This is a genomic window from Marinobacter sp. L-13, from assembly GCF_056857715.1.
In genome coordinates this window covers 123,751-149,135 of record NZ_JBSXNQ010000059.1, presented here as the reverse complement: position 1 = coordinate 149,135, position 25,385 = coordinate 123,751, and the positions used below count along the sequence as shown (strand labels likewise).

At 57.0% G+C, this 25,385-nt stretch carries 22 protein-coding genes; 18 read left to right on the top strand and 4 right to left on the bottom strand.

The annotated features are described in order from the left end of the window. The first annotated feature begins 1 nt into the window (after position 1). The 3 genes from AC13DD_RS14205 (at position 2) to AC13DD_RS14195 (ending at position 3,065) form a co-directional block, all read left to right on the top strand. A complete protein-coding gene (locus AC13DD_RS14205) occupies positions 2–808 on the top strand; it encodes a carbohydrate ABC transporter permease (RefSeq protein ID WP_008174643.1) in 807 nt (268 codons plus the stop codon). 11 nt (positions 809–819) lie between these two features. Then, positions 820–1,095 carry a DUF2160 domain-containing protein gene (locus tag AC13DD_RS14200; RefSeq protein ID WP_008174646.1) on the top strand — a complete coding sequence of 92 codons (276 nt, stop codon included), beginning with the start codon at positions 820–822 and terminating at the stop codon, positions 1,093–1,095. A 227-nt stretch (positions 1,096–1,322) separates the two neighbouring features. Beyond that, the gene (locus AC13DD_RS14195) at positions 1,323–3,065 is read left to right on the top strand and encodes an ABC transporter substrate-binding protein (protein WP_008174648.1); all 1,743 of its coding nucleotides are present in this window, start codon (positions 1,323–1,325) and stop codon (positions 3,063–3,065) included. A gap of 109 nt (positions 3,066–3,174) precedes the next feature. Here the strand turns inward: AC13DD_RS14195 and AC13DD_RS14190 are convergent, their stop codons facing one another. Next, a complete protein-coding gene (locus AC13DD_RS14190) occupies positions 3,175–4,425 on the bottom strand; it encodes a substrate-binding protein (protein ID WP_008174649.1) in 1,251 nt (416 codons plus the stop codon). A gap of 401 nt (positions 4,426–4,826) precedes the next feature. Here AC13DD_RS14190 and AC13DD_RS14185 point away from each other — a divergent pair, with 401 nt between their 5' ends. Further along, entirely contained in the window at positions 4,827–5,720 is an 894-nt protein-coding gene (locus AC13DD_RS14185) for an FAD:protein FMN transferase (RefSeq protein ID WP_008174651.1), read from the top strand. 21 nt (positions 5,721–5,741) lie between these two features. Here the strand turns inward: AC13DD_RS14185 and AC13DD_RS14180 are convergent, their stop codons facing one another. The 3 genes from AC13DD_RS14180 to AC13DD_RS14170 are packed head-to-tail and all read right to left on the bottom strand — an operon-like array spanning position 5,742 to position 11,046. Further along, positions 5,742–7,301 (bottom strand): general secretion pathway protein GspF, encoded by a 1,560-nt coding sequence (locus tag AC13DD_RS14180; protein WP_288365383.1) that lies wholly within the window; start codon positions 7,299–7,301, stop codon positions 5,742–5,744. A gap of 12 nt (positions 7,302–7,313) precedes the next feature. Further along, positions 7,314–9,779 carry a LamG domain-containing protein gene (locus tag AC13DD_RS14175; RefSeq protein ID WP_482931310.1) on the bottom strand — a complete coding sequence of 822 codons (2,466 nt, stop codon included), beginning with the start codon at positions 9,777–9,779 and terminating at the stop codon, positions 7,314–7,316. Positions 9,780–9,810: 31 nt separating this feature from the next. Then, on the bottom strand, positions 9,811–11,046 hold the full coding sequence (locus AC13DD_RS14170) for a hypothetical protein (RefSeq protein WP_039882063.1): 1,236 nt from the start codon (positions 11,044–11,046) through the stop codon (positions 9,811–9,813). A 197-nt stretch (positions 11,047–11,243) separates the two neighbouring features. Here AC13DD_RS14170 and AC13DD_RS14165 point away from each other — a divergent pair, with 197 nt between their 5' ends. From AC13DD_RS14165 to AC13DD_RS14100, 14 genes are all read left to right on the top strand, one after another. Continuing rightward, positions 11,244–13,919, top strand: coding sequence for an HzsA-related protein (locus AC13DD_RS14165; protein WP_482931309.1), 2,676 nt, complete (start codon positions 11,244–11,246; stop codon positions 13,917–13,919). A 22-nt stretch (positions 13,920–13,941) separates the two neighbouring features. Further along, entirely contained in the window at positions 13,942–14,694 is a 753-nt protein-coding gene (locus AC13DD_RS14160; protein ID WP_014577485.1) for an SH3 domain-containing protein, read from the top strand. Beyond that, positions 14,664–15,308: an outer membrane beta-barrel domain-containing protein gene (locus AC13DD_RS14155; RefSeq protein WP_008174661.1), complete on the top strand. Its 645-nt coding sequence runs from the start codon at positions 14,664–14,666 to the stop codon at positions 15,306–15,308. The genes AC13DD_RS14160 and AC13DD_RS14155 overlap by 31 nt, the downstream gene beginning before the upstream one ends. An 11-nt stretch (positions 15,309–15,319) precedes the next feature. Continuing rightward, the gene (locus AC13DD_RS14150) at positions 15,320–15,823 is read left to right on the top strand and encodes a TlpA family protein disulfide reductase (RefSeq protein ID WP_014577483.1); all 504 of its coding nucleotides are present in this window, start codon (positions 15,320–15,322) and stop codon (positions 15,821–15,823) included. Positions 15,824–15,841: 18 nt separating this feature from the next. Then, the gene (locus AC13DD_RS14145) at positions 15,842–16,078 is read left to right on the top strand and encodes a DUF4266 domain-containing protein (protein ID WP_039882064.1); all 237 of its coding nucleotides are present in this window, start codon (positions 15,842–15,844) and stop codon (positions 16,076–16,078) included. Next, on the top strand, positions 16,065–17,225 hold the full coding sequence (locus AC13DD_RS14140; RefSeq protein ID WP_039882068.1) for a DUF3570 domain-containing protein: 1,161 nt from the start codon (positions 16,065–16,067) through the stop codon (positions 17,223–17,225). Before AC13DD_RS14145 ends, AC13DD_RS14140 begins: the two co-directional genes overlap by 14 nt. Positions 17,226–17,244: 19 nt before the next feature. Beyond that, positions 17,245–17,796, top strand: coding sequence for an AraC family transcriptional regulator (locus AC13DD_RS14135; RefSeq protein WP_092029852.1), 552 nt, complete (start codon positions 17,245–17,247; stop codon positions 17,794–17,796). A gap of 77 nt (positions 17,797–17,873) precedes the next feature. Then, complete coding sequence (locus tag AC13DD_RS14130) at positions 17,874–19,748, top strand: hypothetical protein (protein WP_482931308.1); 1,875 nt, start codon at positions 17,874–17,876, stop codon at positions 19,746–19,748. Continuing rightward, positions 19,741–22,626 carry a tetratricopeptide repeat protein gene (locus AC13DD_RS14125; protein WP_482931307.1) on the top strand — a complete coding sequence of 962 codons (2,886 nt, stop codon included), beginning with the start codon at positions 19,741–19,743 and terminating at the stop codon, positions 22,624–22,626. The genes AC13DD_RS14130 and AC13DD_RS14125 overlap by 8 nt, the downstream gene beginning before the upstream one ends. After that, entirely contained in the window at positions 22,613–23,182 is a 570-nt protein-coding gene (locus tag AC13DD_RS14120) for a tetratricopeptide repeat protein (protein ID WP_482931306.1), read from the top strand. The genes AC13DD_RS14125 and AC13DD_RS14120 overlap by 14 nt, the downstream gene beginning before the upstream one ends. A gap of 15 nt (positions 23,183–23,197) precedes the next feature. Then, positions 23,198–23,503: a hypothetical protein gene (locus AC13DD_RS14115; RefSeq protein ID WP_273070472.1), complete on the top strand. Its 306-nt coding sequence runs from the start codon at positions 23,198–23,200 to the stop codon at positions 23,501–23,503. A gap of 139 nt (positions 23,504–23,642) precedes the next feature. Next, positions 23,643–24,350, top strand: a complete 708-nt coding sequence (locus tag AC13DD_RS14110) for a MotA/TolQ/ExbB proton channel family protein (RefSeq protein WP_014577476.1) — start codon at positions 23,643–23,645, stop codon at positions 24,348–24,350. A 25-nt stretch (positions 24,351–24,375) separates the two neighbouring features. Next, positions 24,376–24,888: an ExbD/TolR family protein gene (locus AC13DD_RS14105; protein WP_092029849.1), complete on the top strand. Its 513-nt coding sequence runs from the start codon at positions 24,376–24,378 to the stop codon at positions 24,886–24,888. Beyond that, complete coding sequence (locus AC13DD_RS14100) at positions 24,885–25,385, top strand: ExbD/TolR family protein (protein WP_008174676.1); 501 nt, start codon at positions 24,885–24,887, stop codon at positions 25,383–25,385. The genes AC13DD_RS14105 and AC13DD_RS14100 overlap by 4 nt, the downstream gene beginning before the upstream one ends.

The following is a 25,385-nucleotide window of genomic DNA, read 5'->3' as shown; positions in this document are numbered from 1 at the left end:
GATGAGACAGACACGTTCAAAAAACGTCGGGATTACGCTGTTTATTCTGCTGCTCCTGACTCCGATCTACTGGTTGTTGAACATGTCGTTCAAGACCAATCAGGAAATTCTCGGGGGGCTTACCCTCTGGCCCCAGAATTTCACCCTGGATAACTATGCCGTGATCTTTACGGATCCCAGCTGGTACAACGGTTACATCAATTCGATGATCTACGTGTCCATCAACGTGGTGATCACGTTGCTTGTGGCCTTGCCTGCCGCCTATGCGTTCAGCCGTTACAAGTTCCTGGGTGACAAGCACCTGTTCTTCTGGCTGTTGAGCAACCGGATGGCGCCGCCGGCGGTCTTCCTGCTGCCTTTCTTCCAGCTTTATTCATCTATCGGCCTGTTCGACACCCATATTGCGGTGGCGCTTGCTCACTGCCTGTTCAACGTGCCCCTGGCTGTCTGGATTCTGGAAGGGTTCATGTCCGGTGTCCCCCGTGAGTATGACGAGATGGCCTATATTGATGGCTACAGCTTTCCGAAATTTTTCGTGAAGGTGTTCCTGCCGATGATTCGTTCCGGGATCGGGGTGACGGCTTTCTTTGCCTTCATGTTCTCCTGGGTGGAGCTGCTGCTGGCCCGGACGCTAACGTCCGTGGATGCCCAGCCGATCGGGGCGATCATGACCCGAACGATAGGGGCGAGCGGTATCGACTGGGGTGTTCTGGCTGCCGCCGGTTCGCTAACCATCATTCCCGGCCTGCTGGTGATCTGGTTCGTTCGTAACCATGTTGCCAAAGGCTTCGCCCTCGGACGCGTGTAAGGAGACGTTTTATGATTGCCTGGATGAACTGGACTCCGACCGTCGCCATCTTCTTTGCCGTGATTGCGGGAATTCTGGCGGTAATGACGGTTTACGAAATTGTCTCCCCGTGCACCGAGAGGAAGGGGTTTCTGCCGATAGCCACCACCCGCGGGGATCGGTTGTTTATTGGATTGCTTTCGGCAGCATATATACATCTGAGCTTCCTGGCGGTCAGCGATATCACCCTTTGGGTGGCGCTCGCTGTCTCTGTGGTTTGGCTCCTGGTTTTGCTGCGTTGGGGGTGAGTATCGACAAGGGATGTTCGTATGGTGTTTTTTCGAAAATCCTGGTCCTAAAAAAGATTCAGGACTTCTTGTAATGATTTCGAAAACGAACTAATTTTGTTTGAATGATCGGAATCGATCACGATAGATTCCGGCAAAAAAGAATAGCGACCAGAAAGAGCGCTATAACTGCGGACACGAAACACGGCTGTTTCGTTCCATTCATTAAATGTCGAACGAGGTTGGATATGTTCAACAACAACAAATATCCGAGGACCCTGTTGCTCAGCGCCGCCGTTGGTGTCGCCTGCATGGGTTTGAGCCTGCATGCCAGCGCCGATCAGTACAGTGAAGCGGCTGAGAAGTGGGTCAATGAAGCGTTCAAAAACTCTACCTTGAGCAGGGAAGAGCAGCTCAAGGAAATGGAGTGGTTCATCAAAGCCGCTGAGCAGTTCCGTGGCATGGATATCAACGTGGTTTCCGAAACCATAGCGACTCACGAATATGAGTCCAATGTCCTTGCCAAGGCATTCTCCGAGATCACCGGGATCAACCTGACTCACACGCTGATTCAGGAAGGGGATGTCATCGAGAAGCTCCAGACCCAGATGCAGTCTGGAAGAAATATCTATGATGGCTACGTGAATGATTCAGATCTGATTGGTACCCATTTTCGCTATGGAAAGGTGGTGGCCGTTGAGGACATCATGAACGGTTCCGGTAAAGATCTTACCCTGCCTACCCTGGATCTTGATGATTTCATTGGGCTCGACTTTACGACTGGGCCGGATGGCAAACTCTATCAGTTGCCTTCGCAACAGTTTGCGAACCTTTATTGGTTTCGTGCCGACTGGTTTGAACGTGAAGATCTGCAAGAGCAATTCAAGGAAATTTACGGCTACGACCTGGGTGTGCCGGTTAACTGGTCTGCCTACGAGGATATTGCCGAGTTCTTCTCGGTTCACGTGAAGGAAATTGATGGTGAGCGAGTATACGGCCACATGGATTACGGCAAGAAAGATCCGTCTCTGGGCTGGCGTTTCACTGATGCCTGGTTCTCCATGGCGGGTGCTGGCGACAAGGGCCTGCCCAACGGCTTGCCGGTGGACGAATGGGGGATTCGGGTTGAAGAGTGTCACCCGGTCGGCTCCAGCGTTAGCCGTGGTGGTGCAACGAACGGGCCTGCGGCTGTCTATGCCACTACGAAATACGTGGATTGGCTGCGTGAGTACGCGCCCCCCGAAGCTCAGGGCATGACCTTTTCAGAGGCCGGTCCCGTTCCCGCACAGGGCAACGTTGCCCAGCAGATCTTCTGGTATACCGCCTTTACCGCGAGCATGATCAAGGACGGCCTGCCCGTTGTAAATGAGGATGGCACCCCCAAATGGCGGATGGCACCGTCTCCCCGTGGGCCCTACTGGGAAGAAGGTATGAAGCTGGGCTATCAGGACGTAGGTTCCTGGACTTTCCTGGACTCCACGCCTGAGAAACGTCGCCTTGCAGCTTGGCTGTACGCCCAGTTCACCGTATCCAAGACCGTCTCTCTGGAGAAAACGATTGCCGGCCTGACGCCGATTCGCGAGTCCGACATTGAATCTGAGGCGATGACTGAAATGGCGCCGAAGCTCGGCGGCTTGGTGGAGTTTTATAGGAGCCCGGCTCGTGTGCAGTGGTCACCGACCGGTACCAATGTGCCAGACTATCCGAAACTCGCCCAGCTTTGGTGGCAGTACATTGCCCAGGCGGCCAGTGGTGAAGCCACTCCTCAGGAAGCCCTCGACGGCCTCGCTCAGGCTCAGGATCGGGTCATGGAGCGCCTTGAGCGTGCCAATGTTCAACCGACCTGTGGTCCGAAGCTGAACGAGCCGCGCGACCCGCAATACTGGCTTGACCAGCCCGGTGCACCCAAGCCGAAGCTGGCTAACGAGAAGCCGCAGGGCAAAACCGTTGCCTATGATGAGCTGCTGAAAACCTGGGAAGAGGCGCGCTAAGGCAAGTCGCTTTTCGGAATCACAATGCCTGCCGCAACGCGATCCTCAAGTTGCGGCAGGCGGAGTCATGTTTTTCCAGACATTTTTCTCCAGTTCCCTAAGGGACTGTTTAGAGCCTGAGCGGTTTTCCAGCCTCCCGGCGCCGCTCTTCCCATTCTTCCCGGGTCTGCGCCGCCTGGTCACCCGGCATTGAATCGATGATGCTGAAATAATCGGAACTGTATTCGTCAGCAATGATTGTGTTGCGCGGTTTTACCTTAACCACATACACCGTCTGGACATTCTGGTGATCGAATTCGCGCCAGTACTGTTCGTCTTTTAGGAAAGTGTACCTGTGTCCCTCCAGGGCCCGGATCAGGCTGGCGGTATTGGTGGTACCGGCACGTTCCACCGCATCCTTGTATTGATAAATAATGCTGTAGGCCGAGGCCGCAGCGGTGGATGGTCGCATTTCATATCGGTTTGAGAAGGCTTCTACAAACTCCTTTCCTCTCGGATAGTTCAGCTCGTAGGGTACGTTCCATACCCAGGGCGAGCCGCCGATAACGCCCTCCATAATGGTGGGACCTACCTGCCGAGCCATGCCCAGGGTCAGGTTGGGCACAACAATCTGCATTTTCTTGGTAAGGCCCATTTCGTAGGCAACATTCAGTGCTCTCACCATGTCGTCGCCGAACAGGACCATCATCAGAACCTTGGCGTTACTGGCCTCTGCCTGCTCCAGCGCCTCCCTGAAATCGGTAATCAGTGCCCGGGGGAAAGGGGTTTTCACGCCCTGATGGCGGTCAGTGTCTTCGGTTCCCGAGAACTTGCGAACAGACTCCTCCACAGACCAGCCCCAGGTGTAGTCGGCGGTAATGTAGAAGTAATCGTCTTCCGCATGATTGGTGGTCAGATACTGACTGAGCGCCTTTGCAGTCATCCAGGCGTTGTAGGGCTCACGGAACATGTATGAATGCCCTTCGGCGCCGGTGGTGGCGTTCGAGTAGGTCAGCGTGCCGAAGTAGATCCGGTTGCGATCGCGAGCAGCTTTGCCTGAGGCAATGGCAACGGCGCTGGACACACCGCCGAACACCATCTGGACGCCTTCACGGTCGATGAGTTCTGCGGTGTTCTTTGCGCCCTGGGCAGGGTCACCGCGGGTATTTCTGATCACCAGCTCCAGCTGACGCCCCATCACGCCACCGGCTTTATTGATTTCATCAAGCGCCAGAAAGGCGCCCAGACGTTGTTGCAGACCCTGATCCTTGTAACGACCGGTCTGCGGGTAGTTCAGGCCGATTTTAAGGGTTTCGGCATACACAGTAGTGCTCGCCAGCAACAGCAGACAAGCAGAAAAGAGTACTTTTCTGACGTTCATTCAGGTTGGCCTCCGGAATTGCAGCGCCAATGGGGAAAAGGGCTGCCAATCATTGTTTTGATTATTTGTTAAGCAACGCTAGTGTCTCTGCTGATTATGAGGCCAACAATGGGACAAAAGTGGAATTTTGGGTAACAAATTGTAGGTTAGTGATCTGCATCTTGTCTGGCCTATGTTGTTCCCATGAATCGGTTCGGCTGCAGCCGAAGAAATGGATATACTTTCCGGAATTGCCCGGTGTGGGCTTCGCTGCAGCCAATGGAGTTTTGTGGGTCTTGGTAACTATAAAGCGCAGGAAATTCGGACTTGGATCGACTCTCTCGTTTCTTTTGGCGGCAATGGGGCTTGTCATCGTCCCGATGTCGGCCAGCGCCGAGTGGTATCGGTTTTCGGATACTGCAATGACCACGCCTATCGAACTGGAGTTCTGGGCGGAGGATAAAGAGCTGGCGAACCGGGTTGGCAAAGAGGTGCTGGCGGTTTTTCATCAGGTTGATGAACAGATGAGTCGCTATCGGGAAGAGTCGGAGGTCTCCAGGCTCAACCTCAATGCACCCGACGGGCCAGTAGAAGTCAGTGACGGGTTGTTCGAGGTGATTGAAAAAGCACGGGAGGTTTCTCTACTCAGCCAGGGCGCCTTCGACATCACCTTTGGCTCAGTGGGTTACCTGTATGACTTCAGGGCCGGCAAAAAGCCCACGGACGAGGAGCTTCGATCCGGCTTGCCGCGGGTGAATTTTCGGGATGTGATTCTTGATGAGGATGATCAGACGGTCGAATACCGGCAGGCAGGGATTCTGGTAGACCTCGGTGGCATCGCCAAAGGGTATGCAGTGGATCTGGGAATCGAGCGTCTGGTCAGTTTTGGCATTCGCCATGCCCGGCTGAGTGCTGGCGGCGACATGCGACTGTTAGGGGACAAGCGGGGCCGGCCCTGGTACGTGGGCATTCGGGACCCCCGTTCAGAAGGGCGCAACGCGGTGGTTTTGCCGCTCGAGGATGTGGCAGTGTCCACCTCCGGCGACTACGAGCGGTTCTTCGTGGATGAGGCGGGAGAAAGGGTTCATCACATCCTGTCGCCTGAGACCGGCAAATCGGTCCAGGGTGTCCAAAGCGTGACCATTATCGGCGAGGATGCGTTAACAACCGACGGCCTCTCCACGGCGGTTTTCGTGCTCGGGCCCAAAAAGGGACTGGAGATGATTGAGCGTTTGAAGGGTATCGATGTTGTGGTTATCGATGATCAGCGCATGATGCATGTTTCAGAAGGCCTCGTTCCGCCCCAATCAGACTAGGGGCGGAACGAGCAGTTTCTGTCAATTTCCGATAGTGCCGTTCACGACATTCGAGAACGCAATCAGGCTGTCCTGAGATGTCCCATTGCCCAGCCCGTGGCCGTTGAAACGGGTGCCGAAGTCACCCTGCTCCCCGTGCAATGCCATGTAGTTGAGCAGCACGGTCTGAACCAACTGGTTGACGTTGTTGGCCGCAGGACTGGAGGCAGTTTCCACCGACGCATCAGAGCGCATGAAGCCGATCTGCCTGCGAATCGGAGTGGGGCGGCCCGCCGGGTTGTAAACCAGGAAGAATGAGGCGGCCGTCTGCTGGTTGTCGCCGGTCCATTCGCCCTTGCCACGACCGTCCATGGAATCGTCGATTCGGCCGTTGCTCGACACCGAGCCGTCACTGAACACATAGAGCATCAATGGCATTCCTACCCGGGCTGCGTATTCCAGGCAGGCGCCCATACACCGACCGGCCTGTTCATCACGACGTTCGCCGGTTCCGCGCTCACCCGTATGGTAGTCGTAGCCGCCCATGGTGATCGTGCCGGCGCCAGCGTAGCCGTTCAGCACCAGCTTCATGACAGACGCAGTTTTGCGGAACTCACGGTTATTATTGAACTCATCGCGGGTGAAGATGCCGGTAGGGCCCACGATTTCGAGGTCCAGCTCTGGATCCAGTTCTGCCGGATCGCCGAAGCGGTCTGCCAGGTCTGCACTCTTGATGTAGCCGCAGCGAACCAGATCTTTGACGACGTCGTCTGTAGAGATGCCGGTGTTGACCTGGTTCATCTTGGCGTCGCTGATGCGCTGAATGGATTCCATCACGGCGACCGCGTCTGATTGATCCAGAATGCCGATCAGGTCGCCCACATCTACCAGGCCGGTAACGTCTGAGGGCCGGTCAATCTTGGTGGGGCGAACCTCCGGATTGATCAGGTTCATCGGTGCCAGCGAGTTACCGCCGGATTCCGAACTCTGGGACCCTATGAGAGAGAGCAGGGAGCCGTCGGCACCCGCGTGATGGATGCCGTACATCGGGTTGTGTGGGTTATTGCCGGTGTCGTTTTCCGAGCGAGCTGCAATAATGGCTCCGTCTGTTGCCGCCCGGGTGCCGGGACTAGTACTTTGAAGAATCCCGCGTAGGAAGCCGCTGTCTGAATGGAATGCGAGGCCCAGCTCCGTGTTCACGAACGCCGGATCGTTGGGCAACATGTCACCGGGAAGACCAAGTTTGTTGTAGCCTGCGGTGCTCAGGAAGTCCATTTGCCCACCGGATTTACCCATCAGTACATTGGAGCCGGCAATATTGGCTCCGCCCGCTAGATCAAAGCAGATAAATGGAATCTTGCCTGCGCCCTGCAGCGCTATACCACAGCTTTCTTTCAAGGTTTGTAGGTCTGGAGAAAGCGCGGCGGACGCCATCCGCGGGTTACCGAACAGGCTGAAAAGAGATGCACCGAAAACAGTAGCCGAGCCTGCCATAAGACCCTGCGCGATAAACTCGCGACGTGTCCTGGGCTTGCCGTGGTCGTCATGGAGTAGTGGACTGCCATTGGCCAGAGGCTTCTTTCGTGATTTGCGTATAAACATGATCGACTTCCTTTACTGAACCAAGGTGGTGGCACTGCCAAGCACAGCTGCGCAGCTTGCCTTGACGACCGTTTCGGTTCGGTCAGGGCCGCAGCTTGCACCACAGCTGGTCAAGCCATTGATTAGATTGCTGAGCTCATTAGCGACTGTCTCATTTGTAGGCTGAGATGCCAGATCGTTTCCGACAAACCTACTGAGGAGCGCTCCCACTATGAGATCCTCTCCGCCACCTTCAAATGCGGTGTTTGCCGGTGCCGCAAAATTGAAATTGCCGAAAATCTCCTGCCGAAGGTTGTCGCTGGAAACCAGAGCGTCGCAATACTGAATTGCCAGCTGGGTAATCGCCATCTGATGAGACGAAAGGAAGCCCTCGATTGTTTCCACTGTCGGGAGTTGCTGCCGAACAGTGTTGAATTTCTCGGAAACCTTCGAATGCGTGGTCGGTACACCGGTCATCCGAGACATGGACTCGTTGATCTCGTCAAAAGTTTTCAAGCCGATCTCCGATGACGGCTCCTGGTCTGATGGCGCCGGTTGAGGCGGCAGCGACGGCTCGGAGCGGGCAAAGTTGTTACCGCCCAGCTGGTCGAAGGTCAGGAAAAACTCGTCGTTCCCTGGCCCGTTTTCCAGCGCAATGATGGTGCCCAGAGAGGAGAGCGGTTGCCCGGCGCCGGGCTCATAACTGCCGCTGTCCAGGACAACGTCCAGGTTGGCCCAGGCCTGTCCAACAGTTGCCTCCTTGCCGTTGATGCCCAGTCGCATGCCGCGCAGCGGGATGTTCGATGGTTCGGCCGAGTCATCAAGGCTGATGAAGAAGGGACTGGTGAATCGGTAGGCATAGCTATCGAACTGGCTGACTTCGAACACGATGAAGCTCTCGGGCACGTCGATCAGGTGAGAGACACCGAACAGGAGATAGAACTTCTGGCCAACGCCCACTTCGAAGTTGGCCTGGACCTGCTCCGGTGTCAGCGCACGATTGTGGATGGCGACCATGCGGATCGCGCCCTGCCAGGGCGAGTTACCATCGGTCTCGTTGCCCAGCACCAGGGCAAAGCTGTCGTCCCATTCAGTCAGCAGTCCGCCGTCGTCCGGGTCGACATCCCCGGTTGGGACACCATTTACAAAGATCTGGCGCCCGGTTGCCGGGGTGTAGTTCACCACCACGTGCTGCAGGGTTGCCTGCAGGAGCATGTCGGCGTCCCGGGTCGCGAAAGGCGTATTCTCATCGCTGGTGGTGCTGCGATGCAGCACTTCGTAACGCTGGAGCGACTGGCTGAGCGTAACGTTGCGAGTGGTGGATGAGCCCGAGTAGGTCACGATGCGGGCATCTTCCTGGGTGATGTTGCCGGGGGCGACCCAGGCCTCGATGCTGTACTCGCCGGAGGCGGTCAGCAGGGTGTGCAGCTTCCGGCTTGCGGTGGTACTGCCCTGGGCCTTGCCCGCCGGGATCATGAAACCCTGCTCGTTTTCGCCTGCCGGACCAAGGTCAATACCCCAGCCGCCAACCCAGTCAACGTTTCCGCTCAGGGTCAGATCCAGTGCAGGCGAGACGCCGCTGGTATCAAAGGCAGTCTGGCCTTCACCAAACTTGAATTCGTACAGGGCAATCACGTTGTCTTCAAACCGGCCGCCGGAGTTTGCGAGCAGGCCGTCTGCCTGCAGGTTGAGTGCCTTGCTGGCAACGATTGCCGGGTCCACGGGTTGGGCGCTCAGATCCTGGACCATTTCAAGAATCTTCAGTTCCATCAAATCGGCTGAGGCTTCGCAGTCGTCGTCCCAGCAGTTGTGGAAGTCGTAGCGCAGACGTTCGACCAGTCGGGATGCGCCCGGATTCATAGGATCAATACGGCTTTTCGCCTGATCGTAGGCAGTGGTGACATCGGCGCTGGCAATGTAAGGGGTCTGGCCACCATCAGCATGGCAGTCGCTGCAATACTGTCTGAGTTCGGGGTATACCGTGGTGGAAAACAGGCCAGTGTCAGTCGGAAGGGCAACCGTGGCACCCGGTTCTTTGAGCGCAGGAGCGCGAAGTTCCACGGTTTTGGCAGAGCCTTCTGACCCGCCTGCCCAGTTGGAAATATAGGTGGTGAGAATGTCCACACAGGCTGACGTGCTCTGGAGCCAGCAATTATGGCCACCTGCTACCTTTGTCACCATTGTGGACTGGGATGGATCAGACAGGTTAACAATAGAATTCGCCTGTGCGTAAGCAAGGTTAACGTCCTGCTCATTGACGAACGTGGGTGCCTGGCCATTGGAGCCGTGGCACGCGCCGCATTTATCCTGGGTGACCAGGTTGTCCCACACGGTGCGCTTGAAGTTGGCTACATCATCCGTCGAGGGGGCAGGCCCATTGTAGGTAACCGTGCCGGAATTCTGGGAGGTATTCGGCAGTTGTTCCGTGGATTCGCCACCACAGGCTGAAAGCAGAAGCGCCAGGCCAGTGACAGCAAGGACCGACTTGAGGGAGCTCATGGAAATTCCTTTAAATGTTTTCATAGCGTCCTCACTCCCCCATGCAGTACACGGCGGATTCTGCAAATACCTGCTTCAGGTCGTAACCCTGACTTGCGAAGCTGGCAACCATACTGCTTACCTGCGAACGGTCTGCGCTGTCGGAGGGAGGTCGCAGGCAGACATTCTCGAACACCTTCTTGACCTGGCACTCTGCGAAGGCCTCGGAATTCGCGAATTCCATACCCAGGCTCTTGGCACCGCTGCCGGAACCCGGGAGTGAGGGATCCCATCCCAGTCGGCGATTGGCGCCCTGGCGCCAGTAGTTATCCCAGCTGTCGTCAGGTGTCACATAGCCCTGCTCGAAGGTTGCAGAGTTGATGTGGTACTTGGCCTGAACCCTGGAGCCGGTTTCTGGATCTGTTTCGCCAATGGCGTTGTAGACCAGTCTGCCCAGTTCTCCATCGGGGTCGGTGTTGGCGTCATACTCGTAGTCGTAGTAGGCAAACGCCTGGGTCATGGGGTCCATGCCGGTGTGGCAGCCAACGCAGTTGTTCAGGAATACCCGGCTGTCACCACCCGGGCTGCGGGAAACATCCTGGCGAATGCGGTCCGTGGGCAAGGTAACGTCCGCAACCTGCTCCAGGTCGTTGCACATGTGATTGATCAGTGTGAAGCGGAACATCGCCCGGTTGGTGCCGGCACTGAAGAAAGCCCGGGCGGAAGCTCTTGATGTAATGACGCCGGCGGTGGCCGAGGGAGGAAGGCCCGTGTAGGTCGACTGGTTTACCCGCTCCAGGTTGTCCTTAAGGCTGGCTCCACTGTTCTCGAGGGATTCGTAGTGGTTGTTGTTGCTGGTAGAGTAGTTTGGCAGGTTCAGGGATGCATTCCCGATGTAAAGAACATCGTCATACAGAACTTTTCGGAAGTCTTCCCCGTCCCGCACCAGGCCAATCACCGTGGCAATGTAATCATTAAGGGGCACGAACTTTGACATCGCCTCGTTGGTCCAGGGGGCTGCAAAATTCTTCAGGGTGACGTCGTAGAAAGCGCTGTCTTGCATGGCCGTGAAGGCGGCATCAATAGCTCTGCCGGACTCTATGTCGCTCGCCATATCGTCAAGGACGACTTCAGAGGGTGGCACGCCGGCGACCCGATCGTGAATTCTTTTGGCCTGCTCCCTGGGGCCAGCCTGAACAAGGCTGGCCTGTCCAGACACCAATGCGACGAGAACTGCGGTACTGCAAGCCTTGCAAAGCAGGCTTCTGATCCTGTTCCGGGCGGTCATGTCCTTTCCCTCGGTGATCGTTAGCATGTGCACATTAATGCTTTTTGACAATTGTTAAAAGTTTACGGCTTGCTATATCCTTCGTTTTGAGTCGTAGGCCACGTTATTACATTGCGTTACGTAAAACCCTTGGAGCCTGCCAGCGGAACCGACTTAATTTATGTCATGGAATGTCATCCGAAACAGGGTTTCTCACGTTGGAAATTAAGTCGCCCACTCTAAACATCTCCCGCGGTACTCGCCTGGCTGTCGCACTCGGCTCGCTTGCAGCTCTGTCTGGCTGTCTTTCGAGCAGCGACAGTCAGCAGGCGGATCCGGTTGTCGTCGAGAACCCTGTGGCTTATGTCGAACGGGCTCTACTTTTTGACGAAAACACCGGGGCCCTGGTCGAGGACAACCTGGCCGACCCGAGCGCTTTCCGCCCCGGAGCGCGTCTGTTTCTGAAGGCCAGTGCCACTGCGGACGCCGAGACGCAGGATATTGCCTCCAGAGCATTCGCGGGGCCGCAATTCCTTGATGACAATGGTCAGTTGCGTTACGACGTGAAAGATCTCCACGTTTCCCACGACGGCTCCAGACTGCTGTTTGCCATGCGTGCGCCGGAAATCGAGGACGCAGACGACGAGGATCAGCCAACCTGGAATATCTGGGAATACGACGTTAGTACCGACATCCTGCGCCGGATCATCGAATCGGACGTTACCGCCCGGGCCGGGCAGGACGTTGCGCCAGCCTATCTGCCTGATGGCAGAATCGTTTTCTCGTCAACCCGTCAGCGGATTTCCAAGGCGGTGCTGCTTGATGAAGGCAAACCCCAGTATTCCGGTCTGGACGAGGAGGGTGATAGCCCCGGGTTTGTTCTGCATGTGATGGACGACGATGGTCAGAACATTGAACAGATCACCTTCAATCAGAGCCACGACCTCGACCCCATGGTGGCGGATGATGGCACCATTGTGTTCAGCCGCTGGGATAATGCCGGCCAAACCCGGAACAACGGTGTAAACCTCTACCGCGTCAACCCTGACGGCACTGGCCTGAATTATCTTTTCGGTCGTCACTCCCACGATTCGGTTCCAGAAGCGAACGACATACAGTACCTGCAGCCACGCAAATCAGACAGCGGCAATCTGCTGGTGCAGCTAAGGCCGTTTGAAACAGATGATTACGCGTCTGTGTTGGCGGAAGTCGATGTTGACCAATTTGTTGAGGCCAATCTTCGTCTCGATGGCACCGAAGGTTCGGGCCAGCGCTCGCTTGTGCCCGGCGTGGGCCTGGATGGCCAACTGTCGCTGAAAGGCAGTTATGCATCGGTTTCACCGCTGCTTGATGGTACCAACCGCTACCTGGTCAGTTGGACACCTTGCCGGTTGCGTGAAACAGCGACCGACCGGATTGTGAACTGCACGGAAGATCGCCTGCAATCCGAAGACTATCAACCCGCAGAGCCCGTCTACGGTTTGTGGCTTCTGGATATCAACAGCGAAACCCAGCGGCCGGTGGTCCCGCCGGTAGAGGGCGTTCAGTTTGATGAGGCGGTCCTGATGAAGGAGCGGCCTCTGGAAGGGTTCATCCCGGAATCCCAGTTCACGGGTGATGAGGGGGCCCTCGGCGATGCCGGCTACGGCGTCCTGCACATTCGAAGCGTCTATGATATCGATGGAGTGGACACCACGCCGACTGGTATTGCTGCAATGGCTGATCCGCTGCAAACGCCGCCGGAAGATCGCCCGGCAAGATTCCTTCGACTGGAAAAGCCCGTGGCCATCCCCGATGAGAACGTCCGGGATTTCGACAACAGCGCCTTTGGCCGCAGCCGGGCTCAGCTGATGCGGGAGATACTGGGCTACGTGCCGATAGAGCCCGATGGGTCAGTGAAGGTGGCGGTGCCCGCCAATGTTGCATTTGCCATCAGTATTCTCGATGAGAAAGGCCAGCGTGTTGGTGGCGCTATGGGCAACCGGCACCAGAACTGGCTCACGGTGCGCCCCGGCGAGACCCTTGAATGTTCAGGGTGCCACAACCCGAACAGTCCGACACCCCATGGCAGACCGGATGCCGGTCCAGCGTCCGTGTGGGGTGGGGCCGCAACCACCAGCCTTCCGTTCCCGAATACCGACCCGGCTCTGTTTGCCGACATGGGTGAAACCATGGCTCAGGTGTTTGCCCGCATCAACGAGATTCGCCGGCCGACGCCGGATGTGGTCTATGCCGATGAATGGTCCGGAGATGCCGTGGATCCCAAGCCTGACAGCTTTGCCTACGCCTATGCCGATCTGCAGACACCGCCGCCGATATCCGGCGTTTGTGCAACCGACTGGGCGCCGAATTGCCGGATTGTGATCAACTACGAGCAGCATATTCATCCGCTGTGGAGCGTCAATCGGGAGGTATTGGACCCGGACACCATGGCGGTCGTGGATGACTACACCTGTACCAGTTGCCATACGGACACCGATGCGGCGGACGCTCAGCAAGTGCCGGCTGGACAACTGGATCTGGGCGATGGCCCGTCACCCGATGAACCGCTACACTTCAACGCCTACAGAGAACTGCTTTTCCCGGACAGTGAGCAGGAACTGGTGAACGGCGCTCTGATCGATGTGCTCGTGGACTCCGGGGAGGTTTTGAGGGACGAAGAAGGCAATCCCATTCTGGACGCCAACGGAGATGAACAACCCATCCTGGTAACTGTGCCGGTGCAGGCTTCAATGTCCGTCAACGGTGCTCGTGCCAGTCGTTTCTTCGACGTATTCGCCGACGACGGTTCACACAGGGATTTCCTCTCGCCCGCCGAACTGCGACTGATTGCAGAGTGGTTGGATATTGGCGGCCAGTATTTCAACAATCCGTTCGACGCTCCGGAAGACTGATCCAAGGACTGAAATTCGCACCATGCCCATCGCCATTCTTATGTTTCTTTTGTTGTTGCCGGCCCAGAGCTGGGCCGGCTGGCTGTGGGGGCAGGCTGAAGACGATGCATTGAAAGTGCAGGTGGCGGAGCCCTATGTGTCCTGGCGAACCGGACCGGCAACGGGCTATCCGGTTTTTCATACCAGCGAAAAGGGGGAATGGCTGACCATTCTCCAGCGCAAGACAAGTTGGATCAAAGTGACGGATACCCGTGGCCGGGAGGGTTGGATAGCGGTTGCGGATATTGCGCAGACGGTGGATGCCACGGGTAATCGTGTGGATCTTCAGGTGCCGGATTTTGAGGCTTTTGAAAGCCGGCGGGTGGAAGCCGGATTGATGATGGGGGAGTTTGACGGTGCCGCTGTCACGGCAGGCTACGGCGGCTTCTGGATGACCAGAAACCTGTCCGCCGAGCTTTGGGCTTCTCAGATTCTGGGCAGCGCCTCGGAAATTAGGATGGTTAATGCGAATCTGGTGCATCAGCCATTTCCTGACTGGCGGGTATCACCCTTTTTTACCCTGGGGGTCGGGCACATCTGGGTTGATCCCAAGGCCACTCTGGCTCAGCCCGAAGAACGGGATAACAGCATTGGCCATGCAGGGCTTGGCATCCGCGCCTACATCACCGATCGATATTTCATCCGTGCCGAAGTGAAGGACTACAAAGTGTTCACTACCCGGTCCACCAACGAAGAAGCGACAGAATGGAAAATCGGACTAAGCATCTTTTTCTGAAAACGCTGTGTCTCGGGGCAGGGCTATGCATAGCCACAGCAACCCAGGCCCAGGATGATCGGCCGCTGATCGAGCCGGATGTTACCCCGGTGCCGGTCACCGAGGCGCTGATTGACACCGAGAACTTTGAAATTGGCGCTTTTGTGGGCGTGCTCAATATCGAGGACTTCGAGTCGTCGCTGCTTTATGGCGGCAAGCTCACCTACCACCTCAGCGAGTCCTTCTTTTTCGAGGCCGGAGTCGGCTTCGCGGAGGGTGGAGAAACCAGTTTCGAGAAGCTGGCCGGTAACGTGGAGGTGCTTACCGACAGCGAGCGGGATTACAGCTATTACAACATCAACCTGGGTTACAACGTGCTTCCGGGCGAGGCCTTCCTCACCGAGAACTACGCGTTCAACACCAATTTTTATCTGATTGCGGGTGCCGGCGCTACCGATTTTGCGGGTGACACCCGGTTTACCCTGAATGCCGGCGCGGGCTACCAGGTTCTGTTGACGGACAGCGTTGCAGTTCAGATTGGCGTAAGGCAGCACTACTACCGAATAGATGTTCTTGGGGCCGAGAAAACCTCCATGAACACAGAGGTCAGCACTGGCCTGTCGGTCTTTTTCTGATTACAGGAGCAATGGTTATGAAAGCATCCATAAAATCACTGGCGGTGGCGGGCGTCCTGGCCTGTCTTAGCCCCATGGCGGGCGCCGAGGCCATCAATGTGCCAGCTCCGGATTTCACCCTGGAAAGCCGTTCCGGCGAAAACCTGAGGCTGGAGGACCATCGTGGTGAAGTGGTGATGCTGAACTTCTGGGCATCATGGTGTGGTCCCTGCCGCCAGGAAATGCCGCTGATGGATGAGCTTTACAGCCAATACAAGGATCTCGGCTTCACGATTCTGGCGGTCAATGTGGATGAGAATCGGGAAGAGGCCCATCGCTTCCTGGACAAGGTACCCGTGAATTACCCGATCCTCTACGATCCGGAGAGTTCGGTGAGCGAGCTTTATGAAGTCCAGGCTATGCCAACGACCGTGATGATCGATCGCGATGGTAATGCCCGGTATCTCCACTACGGCTATCAGCCGGGTTACGAAGACGAGTACGAACAGCAGATTCGCGAGCTGGTGCGCGAATAATTTTCGGACGGAACGTTTATGCGTAATTTGTCGATCTTCACTGCCTCTGCTCTTTTGGTCGCGACCTTCACGATCTCTGGATGCAGCTCAATCAAGCCGTGGGTAAAACCCTATGAACGGGATAATCTGGCGGATCCGGTCATGAGTCTCAGCCGCCATGGCAAGGCGGATTCCTACATGCATCACGTCTATCAGGTCCGGGAGTCTGCGCGGGGAGCAGAAGGCGGTTCTGGGGGTGGCTGTGGCTGTAACTGACGGCAAAAGGTTAGTGCGCTCCGTCTGCGCTCTGTTCGTGCTGATGTTGGCCGGGCAACAGGCGATTGCGGCGACCTTGCCAGTGGATAACGTGGATGTTCTCTACCACCGCTATGACGGTGGTGGCATGGTCATCGATGGCCCCTCAGTTTTGGTGCGCAAGGGTATTGGCTCGTCGGTTTCGTTTTCCGGCCAGTACTATGTTGACTCCGTTTCGGCTGCCTCTGTGGACGTTCTGGCCACGGCGAGCCCCTACGAGGAAGAACGCAACGAGTACACCTTTGGTGTCGATTACCTGCACGATAAGTCCATTTTGAGTCTGGGTTTCACCAACAGTTCCGAAAACGATTACGAAGCCAACACCGTTTACTTCTCGCTCAGCCAGGAGTTTTTCGGGGGCATGTCCACAGTAACCATGGGCTATGCCAGCGGCTGGGATGAAGTGGGCCGGGTTGGCAACGATTCCTTCAGCGAGGAAGCTGATCGTCGGAACTATCAGCTCGGACTGAGTCAGGTCGTCACCCGCAACAGCCTGGTAGGCCTGGATCTTGAGGTGGTTACGGATGAGGGCTTCCTGCAGAACCCTTACCGACAGAACCGCTACATCGACCCGAACGATTCCACAGCGTTCCTGTACCAACCGGAGCGTTATCCGGAAACCCGAACAAGTACCTCCGTGGCCATGCGAGCGCTTTATTATCTGCCATATCGCGCCTCAATTCGCGGTGAATACCGTTATTTTTCCGATACCTGGGGCATCAACGCCCACACGGTCGAACTGGGATACGTGCACGGATTGAACCAGCACTGGACCCTTGAAGGTTCCATTCGTTACTACAGCCAGAGCGAAGCGGACTTTTACAGCGATCTTTTCCCGTTCGAGAACTCCCAGACACACCTGGCCCGTGACAAGGAACTCAGCTCCCTATCCGGGACAACCCTGGCGGTGGGCGCGGTCTACGAATGGAAGCAGACGTCGCTTCCCGGCATCGATCGCCTGCAGTTCAGCTTACTGGTGGACTGGCTGAATTTTGAATATGACAACTTCCGGGATGTCACCGCAGCAGGTGACTTTCTCCCCGGCGAAGAACCCCTATATTCCTTCGATGCCTACGTAACCCGGGCGTCGTTGATTCTTGAATACTGAGCATGCAGGAAGAACGACCATGGCCACTTGCTTGAACTCCCGATTTCCGGTGCTTTTAGCGGCATTGACCCTCGCCCTGACAGCCCCCGCATTTGCCCAGACCAATCCCGGGGCGGAGAAAGATGATACAGCCGTCGCCGAGCAGGTGGAGGCGCTCAAGAAGAAAGTGATACGCCTGAATCGTGACCTGTTTATCCTTGAGGAAGATCTGCTTTTTCCAGCCAATACCCAGGTTGCCGTGTTTCTCAGCGTTGATGCCGGGAAGTTTCTGAAGCTGGATGCGGTCAAACTGAAAGTCGACGACGAGATTGTTGCTTCCCACCTGTATACGGAGCGACAGGTGACTGCCCTTGAACGCGGCGGCATGCAGCGGCTATACGTCGGCAACCTGAAAACCGGCGTCCATGAGATGACGGCGTTTGTTGAGGGAATCGGCCCGGATAAGCGGCCTTACAAGCAGGCGGCCTCCCTGGAGTTTGAGAAGGGCACTGGAACGGCCGCTCTGGAAATCCGCGTTGAAGATCGCTCCTCCAACTACCAACCCTCCGTATCCATTGTGGAGTGGGAGTAAGGCGCGTCGTGGGATTGAAAGCAAGCCAGTCCTCAGGTCGACGCCCGTTCATTTACGCGGGTGCCCTACTGTGGCTGATGATGACCCCGATCCATGCCGATGAGGCGCAACCCGAGCGGGCGAAGGACCTTCGTTATGGTTGGGCGCTGTACGAATACCATCAGGGTAACGCCTTCGAGGCTTTGACCCAGCTGGCCGTGGCACGCGAACGGGGCGGCATCAAGGGACACGGAGATCATCCGGCTCTCGTCGAGGGCGGGCTCATGCTGTCCTGGGGGATGACCCGAGAGGCGAGCAGGTTGTTTACGCAGCTACTCGGGGCCGATGGCGCCGGCAGCAATCTGTCGCCTGATGTTCGCAACCAGGCCTGGTTCTATCTCGGTAAGGTGTTTTACCTCGAGGGGAATCAGGCGCTCGCACGTGAGAACCTCAATCGTGTGGATGGCGAGATACTGGCCGAGGCCGACCACGATCTTTTCCGCGAATGGATTTATCTGCGCTCCCGGCTGGTCATGATGTCTGCCCGCCCTGATGATGAACCCGAACTGGCTTCGCTTCGGGAGCAGCTGGACGAAACGGACATCTGGTCCCTTTACCTCCGGTACAATTCCGCGGTCTCCGCTCTCGATGCGGCAGACGTAGCTGCCGCCGAAGAGGAACTGAAAAAGCTCATCGCCATCCTCGACCAGTCCATTGACTCCGTCGAGCCAGATGCCGAACGGGAGGGCCTGCTGGGCCGCGCTCGCCTCTCGCTTGCGGGCCTGTACCTGCGTGATAACCAGTTTGAGGCAGCTCTGGAGGTCCTGGGAGCCATGCCACTGACCGGCGTGTTCGCCGATCAGGCTCTCTTTGACTACGCCGTTGCCGCGGCGGGCCAGGGCAGGCCGGAGAGGGCTCTCGACGCCCTTGATACTCTCGCGAACCGTGAACTGTTTTTGCCCTGGCGCCAGCAGGTTCCCTTTGCCCGCGCCTATGTTCTTGAGCAGATGAACGCTCCACAGCGTGCATTGCCTGCGTTTAAAAAGGCAGCCGACCATTACGAGGCCCGTATCAGGGAGCTCGACAATATCCGGGATCGGCTGAATGAAGAAAGTCTGATGGCCCAGCTTGAGTTCAGCCGTGACAGCGATGGGATTCTTACAGATTCCTATGGCCGGCTGCGCGTGCAGCCCCTCGATTCTGGTATGGCGGAAGTGCTGGCTTCGGAAACGTTCCAGCAGGCGCTTGCCGAATTGAACGAACTCTACCGAATGCAGACCTTCATCGCCGAGCGGCAGTCCAGGTTTGAATCGTTCCGGATCATGCTGGAGACCCGTGAGCAGCAACGGCAGATTCGTATTGCCGAGACCCGTCGGGCACTCGAAACCCAACAGGCAGACCAGTGGCAGCAGTTGCACGAGGACTTCACGGACAGAGTTTCCTCGGCGCTGGCAGACGAAGATGCGGGATTCTTCATGACCTCGCAACAAAAAGCGCTTAGAGACAAGCTCGCTGAGGTTGAGAAAACTCTGGCGGATTTGCCTGACGACGCGACGACCGCCAGGCAGCGTGCGACGTATCGGCGGATGCGTGCCTACTTCGATTGGTGGATTGCGGATGACTATGGAATCAATCGCTGGGCGGCGCAAAAACAGCTCATGCAACTGGATCGCGAGATGCAAAGCTTTCAGGCCCAGCGGCAACGGGTTGAAAGCCTGATGGCCGATGATGCCCGCCATGCGGAACTGGCTCGGCGGATCGCTGCCAGCGAACGGGAACTCGCGACTCTTGGAACAGAGGTGTCCGAGGCATTAGGCAGTGCCCGGCAAACACTCCTGGCGCAGGTTGATCGGATGCTGGCTGCCCAGCAACAGGAGCTTAATGGATACCTGCTGGCCTCTCGCCACGCCCAGGCGAGGCTGGCGGACCAGTTGTTCCGCGCATCGCAAAATGCAGGTGCCGGTGATGAATAATCGGATGGCCGGCAGGACTGTTAAAGGCCTCCTCATGGTTGGGGCCCTTGTCATGGCGAGTGGCTGCCAGATGTTGCAGTCGATGATGCCTGCCGGTGGCGAAGAAATGCCGCGAGTCCGTGAGGGCACACTGGCTGCGCTTCCGGCAATCGAAACGCGGCAGGAAAGTGCAGATGCAGCGGCGGTCAGCGACCCCGCAGAAGATGTTTCCATTGAAACGGTAATGGACAGTTACAAGGCGCTTTTGCCACTCGTAGAGGATCCCCGCAAGCAGGTTACCATCAGGCATCGGTTGGCCGATCTGGAATTCCAGCGTGCGGAGCGGAAAATGGCGGATTCGGCTGTCGATGAACTGTCCGGCGCCATCGATGCCTACCAGCGTCTTCTGTCGGAATATCCAGAGCGTGAGGGCAATGACCAGATCTATTATCAGCTTGCCAGAGCCTGGGAGCTTCGAGGCGCGACGCCGCAGCAGCTTGAAGCCCTGAATACTCTGGTTCGCCGCTACCCGGATTCAGAATACTGGGTTGAGGCTCAATTCCGCCGCGGCGATCTGTTGTTTATCGATGGTCGATACGGGGAAGCGGAACAGGCTTTCGACGAGGTTACCCTCGCGAGCCAGGAACGCATGGCCGATCCCTCGTTCCTGGTGAACGCGCATTACATGAAGGGCTGGAGTCTGTTCAAGCAGGCGCAATACCAGGAAGCGCTCTTCAGTTACGTTGAAGTGCTTGATCTTGTCATGCCCGAGGGCAGGCCGGTGGCGGACGTGGATCAGCGAAGCCAGACACTGATCGAAGATCTGTTCAGGGTGGTAGGGCTGTCCCTGTCGTACCTTGACGGAGCGGAAACCCTCCAGGCGCTTTTCCGCCAAACGGGTGGTCGCCCCTACGAAATCCTGGTCTACGACCGCTACAGCGAGCTCTTGCTCGAGAGAGAGCAATACAGTGATGCCATCGATGTCTTCGAAGCCTACATAGAAGACCATCCGGAGAGTCCCTGGGCGCCGCGCTACCACATCCGGATCATTGATACCCTTGAGCTGGCCGGTTTCACCCGTACGATCCCTGAACGAAAGGCCGGCTTTGTCAGCCTTTACGGAATCTACAGCGATTACTGGCAGTCAGCTGGCCCCGATGCAATTGGCTTTATCGAGCAACAACTGGAACAACTGTTGCCGGAACTGGCGGACCGCCAGTACCTGCTGGCAGGGGAGGCGGAGGATGATCAGCAGGCGGACGATCATTACCGCAAAGCCGCCAGTTATTACGCCGAATTTGCGGCTACCTTCCCGGACCACCCCCGTACACCGGAGCGGCTGTTCCTTCTGGGTGAGACTTACCTGGAGCTGGAAGACTGGCCGGCAGCAATCGCAGCTTTCGAACGCGTGGCCTATGACTATCCGGAAGACACAGTAGCCGATCGGGCAGCTGAAGCCGGGTATGCATCGGTGCTGGCATTCCGGGAGTACTCGCAAACCTGGGAGAGTGAACCGGTATCGGAGCGGATGGCCTATCAGGAGCTGCAACAACTGAACCGGCTGCGGTTCGCAAATGCGTTTCCCGGCGACGCCCGGGCGCCGGCGGTGTATTACATTGCGCTGCAGCGTGAATTTGACCTGAACAACTGGGAAGAGACCGTCAATATGGCGGCCCGACTTGTTACCTGGCAACCCACGCCCCCGGATGAATTGACGACGGAAGCTTTGCTGTTATCCGGGCACAGCCTCTCCGAACTGGCCCGATACGCCGAGGCGGAACAGGCTTATCGTGACGCCCTGGCAACAATGGCCGAAGACGATGAACGCAGAAGCGGCGTTCGTGAAAATCTGGCAGCCGCGGTCTATCGACAGGCGGAGCAGTTAGCTGATGCCGGAAATGTGGAGGCTGCGGTGAGCGAATTCCTGCGAGTCGGCACGGCCGTTCCAGAATCCGCTCTGCGGGCAAACGCCGAATACGATGCTGCCTCGCTTCTTATCACTGCCAATCTCTGGGAGCAGGCCATCGGTGTGCTGACCAGTTTCAGGCGGTCTTTCCCCAATCACGAGCTGATTGACACAGTCCCTGCAAAACTGGCGTTGGCCTACCGTGAAACGGAGCAGTGGGAGCGAGCCGCCGACGAACTCCAGCAAATGGTCTCCCTCGCCAAGACGCCGGAAGAGCGAAGGGAAAACCTGTTGATTGCAGCAGAACTGTACGATCAGGCCGGCAACCAGGAGAAGGCGATTGATACCTGGCGAAATTACGCTAACAGCCACCCCGAGCCGACGGACGTCTACATGGAAGCGGCCAATCGGCTGGCTGAGCTCTATCAGGAAGACGGGGATGCCGAAAGCAGGGATTACTGGTTGCGAAAGCAGATGGAAACGGTGGACCGGGACCCGGACGCCGCGGACGATCGCATGCGGTACCTTGCGGCGTCAGCCTCTGCAATCCTCGCCCGCGACGCCCTTGCCCGGTATGACGGCATCAGGCTGACTCTGCCACTCAATCAAAGCATGACAGCGAAGACCGATGCGCTTGAACGAGCGGTCAACGCCTACAAGAAGACGGCCAGCTATGGCCTTTCATCATTTGCAACCGAGGCTGGTTACCAGATCGCCCACATCTATGCACGCCTCGGTGCCGATCTCATGGACTCGGAGCGGCCCACCGGATTGAGCGAGCTTGAACTGGCTCAGTACGAGCTTCTCCTGGAAGAGCAGGCCTACCCGTTTGAGGACAACGCCATCGATATCCACGAGCAGAATATCCGGCGGGCCCGGGAGGGCATTTTCGATGAATGGGTCAAGCGCAGTTACGAGGCCTTGAAAGCCCTGTTGCCCGGACGTTATCGGAAAGAAGAAGTTACCCAGGGGGTTGTCTATGGGCTCGATTAAGGCCTGCGGACTCTGTCTTTTCGTGATGTTTTCGCTTTCGGGGTGTGTGACGGCGCCGGCGCCGCCGGAGTCTGAGGCAGAAGTTGAGCAGACTGCACTGGAAGCGTCATTCGCCAAGGCCGTGAGTGCCATGGAGGAGGGAAATCTCGCCGAGGCCAAAACCCGATTCGAGCAACTGGCGAGCGACTACCCCGGAAAAGCCGGCCCCATGGCCAACCTTGGCATTATTGCTTTCCACGAAGAGGATACCGAGACCGCGAAAAGTTGGTTTGAACGCACGCTGGCGGTGAATCCTGAAAATGTGCAGGCGCTGAATCATCTGGGAGTAATTGCCCGGAACGCAGGAGAATTCGACGAAGCAGAACGGTATTATCGCGCGGCACTGTCTGCTGATCCGAATTACGCGCCTGCTATCCTTAATCTGGCCTTCCTGCTTGACATCTACCTGGGTAAACCTGCCGAGGCGGTTGACCTTTATGAGCGTTATCAGTCCGCGGCCAGTGAGCCGCACCCCAGACTGGAAGACTGGATCTTCGATGCCAAAAACAGAATCTGATGTGGACTATGTGATATGAAACGTCTCGCGCTAATCGCTCTGGCAGTTTCCGCGCTGGTGCCCACGGCGCCGATGGTCTTCGCCCAGGACGCCCCGGGTGTGGTTACCATTGAGGGCACGCGAATCCGTGGCGATCAGGAAGTGCCTACGGTGATGTATCTGGTGCCCTGGCAGCCACCGGAAGTGGACGAGTTGCGTGCGCCAGAAGAACGCCTGATGGTTGATCAGGGTCTCCGGCCATTGGAACGCTATGAGTTCCAGCGTTTTATCAAGTACCACGAAGCGTTTATCAAACAGACCCAGGCCAGCACAGGGCAGTAGAGTGTGATGCCTGTCACGCCATGAGTGTGTTCCTGCGCAAGATTAAACAAACCCTCACACAGACTTTCGCGAACTTACCCTTGCAGGGGAGTGACGCGCTTAGACTGATCTGAAAACCGGACCATGGAGTGCCCAGAAAATGATCGATACCGCCGTTCGCTTCTTCCAGGAAGGTGGCTTTTTTATGTTTCCGATTGCAGTTGTGCTGATTGTCGGACTCATTGTTGCCATTGAACGTTACGTTTACCTTTCCGCCCAGAAACTGACCAACCGTCGGGACTTCAACCGCCTGCATCAGATGATCGCCAAGCGTGACCTGAAGGGCGCCCTGAACTACACCCAGGAATCCGGCAGTGCCATGTCGACCATGATCGGCTTCGGCCTTCAGCGCCTGGCCCGCCGCCAGGGTCGTGAAGAGATCGAATACGCGATGGAAGAGGGGTTGCTGGATGTGATGCCGCGTTTGGAAAAGCGCACCCAGTATCTGGCAACGCTGGCCAACATTGCCACGCTGCTTGGCCTGCTGGGTACGATTATCGGGTTGATTGCAGCGTTTACGGCGGTAGCTGCAGCGGATCCGGCCCAGAAGGCGAGCCTTCTGTCCCAGAGTATCTCGGTTGCCATGAACACCACCGCCTTCGGCCTTATGTCTGCAATTCCCATGCTGCTGATCCACTCACTGCTGCAGACCAAGACCAATGAGATCGTCGACAGCTTTGAGATGGCGGGCATCAAGGTCCTGAACCTCCTCAGCGATGGTTCCGGCAGTAAGACCGCCGCTCAACCACAGGGACAGAATGCCGCTGCGCCGGCACAGGTAGCGACTCCGGCCGGTAGCCCGGCCTGATAACCAGCCAGAAGGATGTCAGGCCATGAGACGGAAACATCGTCGCCTACAAAGTGAGGCCGATCTCGACATCACGCCCTTCATGAATCTCATGATTGTGCTGGTGCCGGTACTGCTGCTGAATATGGTGTTCGCCCACACCAGCGTTCTGGAACTCAACTTCCCGACCGGTGAGAGCCTGTCGGGCGAGCAGGCGGAAGAGCTGCAGATCCAGGTGGTGATCTATGAGGATCGCCTGGTCGTTGCGGATAACCAGGGCGGCGTGATCAAGAACATCCCCCAGCGCGAGGGCGAGTATGATTTCGTTCTGCTCAAGGATGTCATGAAGGAAATCAAGAGCCGTGTGCCGGACAAGAAGGATGTGATTATTATGCCGTCCCGGCAGACGTCCTATCAGTCTCTTGTCTCGGTGATGGACACGGTGCGCTCATACGAGGCGGTTGTGGCTGGTAGTGTGGTTGAAGCGGAGCTGTTCCCCGAGATCTCTCTCGGCGATGCGCCCGCACAGCCTTCGGGATCCGCGGAGGTGAGTTCATGAAAGAATCTGCCAAGGCCCGCCGCCAGAAACGCCATTACCGGCGCAATAAAAGCCAGGGAAAGATGAACCTGGTTTCGTTGATGGATATCTTCACCATCCTGGTGTTCTTCCTGATGGTGAACTCCTCCTCCGACGTACAGGTATTGAACCAGAACAACACTATCAAACTGCCGGATTCCACCGCTCAGCAACCCCCTGGTGACGTCCTGGCCCTGACCGTCACGGACCGGGATATCCTGGTGAACGGTCGGCTGGTAGTGAAACGCGACGCCTTCCAGACGTTTGACGGACAGGTGGAGCCTGCCCTGAAGCAGGAACTGGACTATCAGGCCAGTCGCTCGTCGGCACCTGCCCCGGATGCGGGTCGACCCATTACCATTCTCGCAGACCGCGAACTGCCCTACGAGCTGCTGAAAAAAATCATGTCCACCTGTGTGGACGCCGGTTACGCCAGTATTTCCCTGGCGGTTAATCAGCGTGCGGAACAGGGAGCCTGA

Bases quoted from the DNA above. Each gene is read 5' to 3' on its own strand.
- AC13DD_RS14205 (WP_008174643.1), top strand. From the start codon at position 2: ATGAGACAGACACGTTCAAAAAACGTCGGGATTACGCTGTTTATTCTG.
- AC13DD_RS14200 (WP_008174646.1), top strand. From the start codon at position 820: ATGATTGCCTGGATGAACTGGACTCCGACCGTCGCCATCTTCTTTGCC.
- AC13DD_RS14195 (WP_008174648.1), top strand. From the start codon at position 1,323: ATGTTCAACAACAACAAATATCCGAGGACCCTGTTGCTCAGCGCCGCC.
- AC13DD_RS14190 (WP_008174649.1), bottom strand. From the start codon at position 4,425: ATGAACGTCAGAAAAGTACTCTTTTCTGCTTGTCTGCTGTTGCTGGCG.
- AC13DD_RS14185 (WP_008174651.1), top strand. From the start codon at position 4,827: ATGACCACGCCTATCGAACTGGAGTTCTGGGCGGAGGATAAAGAGCTG.
- AC13DD_RS14180 (WP_288365383.1), bottom strand. From the start codon at position 7,301: ATGTTTATACGCAAATCACGAAAGAAGCCTCTGGCCAATGGCAGTCCA.
- AC13DD_RS14175 (WP_482931310.1), bottom strand. From the start codon at position 9,779: ATGAGCTCCCTCAAGTCGGTCCTTGCTGTCACTGGCCTGGCGCTTCTG.
- AC13DD_RS14170 (WP_039882063.1), bottom strand. From the start codon at position 11,046: ATGACCGCCCGGAACAGGATCAGAAGCCTGCTTTGCAAGGCTTGCAGT.
- AC13DD_RS14160 (WP_014577485.1), top strand. From the start codon at position 13,942: ATGCCCATCGCCATTCTTATGTTTCTTTTGTTGTTGCCGGCCCAGAGC.
- AC13DD_RS14155 (WP_008174661.1), top strand. From the start codon at position 14,664: ATGGAAAATCGGACTAAGCATCTTTTTCTGAAAACGCTGTGTCTCGGG.
- AC13DD_RS14150 (WP_014577483.1), top strand. From the start codon at position 15,320: ATGGTTATGAAAGCATCCATAAAATCACTGGCGGTGGCGGGCGTCCTG.
- AC13DD_RS14145 (WP_039882064.1), top strand. From the start codon at position 15,842: ATGCGTAATTTGTCGATCTTCACTGCCTCTGCTCTTTTGGTCGCGACC.
- AC13DD_RS14135 (WP_092029852.1), top strand. From the start codon at position 17,245: ATGGCCACTTGCTTGAACTCCCGATTTCCGGTGCTTTTAGCGGCATTG.
- AC13DD_RS14130 (WP_482931308.1), top strand. From the start codon at position 17,874: ATGATGACCCCGATCCATGCCGATGAGGCGCAACCCGAGCGGGCGAAG.
- AC13DD_RS14125 (WP_482931307.1), top strand. From the start codon at position 19,741: ATGAATAATCGGATGGCCGGCAGGACTGTTAAAGGCCTCCTCATGGTT.
- AC13DD_RS14120 (WP_482931306.1), top strand. From the start codon at position 22,613: ATGGGCTCGATTAAGGCCTGCGGACTCTGTCTTTTCGTGATGTTTTCG.
- AC13DD_RS14115 (WP_273070472.1), top strand. From the start codon at position 23,198: ATGAAACGTCTCGCGCTAATCGCTCTGGCAGTTTCCGCGCTGGTGCCC.
- AC13DD_RS14110 (WP_014577476.1), top strand. From the start codon at position 23,643: ATGATCGATACCGCCGTTCGCTTCTTCCAGGAAGGTGGCTTTTTTATG.
- AC13DD_RS14105 (WP_092029849.1), top strand. From the start codon at position 24,376: ATGAGACGGAAACATCGTCGCCTACAAAGTGAGGCCGATCTCGACATC.
- AC13DD_RS14100 (WP_008174676.1), top strand. From the start codon at position 24,885: ATGAAAGAATCTGCCAAGGCCCGCCGCCAGAAACGCCATTACCGGCGC.